This window comes from Murinocardiopsis flavida, assembly GCF_003014485.1.
Classification (GTDB): Bacteria; Actinomycetota; Actinomycetes; order Streptosporangiales; family Streptosporangiaceae; genus Murinocardiopsis; species Murinocardiopsis flavida.
In genome coordinates this window covers 1-1,322 of record NZ_PYGA01000070.1, presented here as the reverse complement: position 1 = coordinate 1,322, position 1,322 = coordinate 1, and the positions used below count along the sequence as shown (strand labels likewise).

The window sequence follows — 1,322 nt, the reverse complement described above, 5'->3', positions numbered from 1 at the left end:
GGAAGCTCCTATAGATCGTCAAGCGGTCTGTAGAAGCGGTTTGGCGGTGTGGATCACATGGGGTAGATGGCGGTAGATCTCGCGGGCGACGAACCGTTTCAGGCACCGAATGACGTCTTTCTTGGCCATGCCTTCGGCGGTGCGTCGGGCGACGTAGTCCCGGGTGCGCTGGTCGTACTTCATCCGGACCAGGACGATGGTGTGGAGGGCGTTGTTGGCCTGGCGGTCGCCGCCCCGGTTGAGACGGTGGCGGTTGGTGCGGCCGGAGGAGGCCGGGACCGGGGCGGCCCCGCAGAGGTGGGCGAAGGCGGCTTCGGATCGGAGCCGGTCGGGGTTGTCGCCCGCGCTCGCCGGCAACTGGCCGGCGGTCTCGGGACCGACCCCGGCCAGCGCGATGAGCTTCGGGGCCGCCTTGGTGACCAGCGGTCCGATCTCCTCGTCCGCGTCCTTGATCTCCTCGTCCAGCGCCTGGTAGCGGCGGGCGAGCCGCCGCAGAGCGGTCTTCACCGCACTGGCTGGATCGTCGAGGCCACCGGCCGGACGGGATCGGGCCAGGGTGTCGACCAGCTCCCGCGAGGACAGCCCCCGCAGCTTGTCCCGCACCACGGACGGAGCGGTGACGATCAGGGTGCGGATCTGGTTGATGGTCTGGGTGCGGGCCTTGACCGCGCTCTTGCGGACCACCCGCAGGGCCCGGATCGCCTCCACGATCCCATCGCGCGTCTTGGGTATCCCTCCGGCCCGGCCGGACAGGACCGCGGTGGCGGCTCCGTAGGCGTCGATCGGGTCGGACTTGCCGTTGTCCCGTCTTGCCTTGCGGTCGGGGCGGTCCACCTCGACCACCGTGACCTCGTTCGCGGTGAGGAAGCGTGCGATCTCGGCGCCGTAGGCACCGGTCCCCTCGACTCCCACGGCGAGGACCTCGCCGTGGGAGTCGAGCCAGTCCAGCAGTTGCCGGTACCCCTCCGGCGTGGTCTCGAACCGCTTGGTGGCCAGGTGCCGGCCGATGCCGTCGATGACCGCGGCCTGGTGGAGGTCGGTGTGGGTGTCGATCCCGCCGACCACCGATATCTCGTCTGCCATGCTGGTGTGTGCTGCCCTTCCAACGCTCAACGGTGGGAGGGCGCGAGCCGGTCGGGCAGACGGACAAGACAGTGATGGGACCTTTGGCCGGGCTCCTATGAAGTCACGGAAGCCCGACCGGCCACGCGCCAGACGGCATCGCCCGGCAGGCCGACGATTCCCCAGAAGGACAACCGAAGCGTCAGTCAGGCGGAGAGTCAGACCTCCGGGCGATGCCACGGCTAATCCTCACTGTCAGG

Annotated in this window: 1 protein-coding gene; it reads right to left on the bottom strand. The window is 69.1% G+C overall.

From position 1 onward, the window contains the following. Nucleotides 1–18: 18 nt before the first annotated feature. Complete coding sequence (locus tag CLV63_RS33065) at nucleotides 19–1,083, bottom strand: IS110 family transposase (protein ID WP_106587179.1); 1,065 nt, start codon at nucleotides 1,081–1,083, stop codon at nucleotides 19–21. Nucleotides 1,084–1,322 lie beyond the last annotated feature (239 nt).